This is a genomic window from Rhodosalinus sediminis (genome assembly GCF_003385555.1).
In the GTDB taxonomy this organism is placed as follows: Bacteria; Pseudomonadota; Alphaproteobacteria; order Rhodobacterales; family Rhodobacteraceae; genus Rhodosalinus; species Rhodosalinus sediminis.
The window spans coordinates 297-623 of sequence record NZ_QOHR01000089.1 but is presented as its reverse complement, the minus strand read 5'-3'; the positions used below and the strand labels follow the sequence as shown (position 1 = coordinate 623).

Below are 327 nucleotides of genomic sequence, written 5' to 3'. Positions count from 1 at the left end.
CGAGCTTCCGGCGCAAGGCCAAGACCGAGAGCAAATGACCGCCCGGCTCACCGAGATCTGGCGCCATCCGATCAAGGCCCACGGCCGCGAGGCGCTGGACCGGGTGAGGCTCGAGGCCGGGGCGACCCTGCCCTGGGATCGCGCCTGGGCGGTGGCGCACGAGGCGGCGCGCACGGACGGCAGCGCCTGGGCGCCCTGCGCAGAATTCACCCGCGGCGCCAAGGCGCCCGCGCTGATGGCGATCGAGGCCGCGCTCGACGAGGCGACCGAGACCGTCACGCTGCGCCACCCGGACCGCCCGGCGCTGACCTTTCGCCCCGATACGGA

Annotated in this window: 1 protein-coding gene; it reads left to right on the top strand. The window is 74.6% G+C overall.

Going from position 1 to position 327, the window contains the following annotated elements; translation table 11 throughout:
• Nucleotides 1-34 precede the first annotated feature (34 nt).
• Nucleotides 35-327, top strand: a 293-nt coding sequence (locus DRV84_RS16115) for an MOSC N-terminal beta barrel domain-containing protein (RefSeq protein WP_239995108.1), incomplete at its 3' end; no start/stop codon positions are given.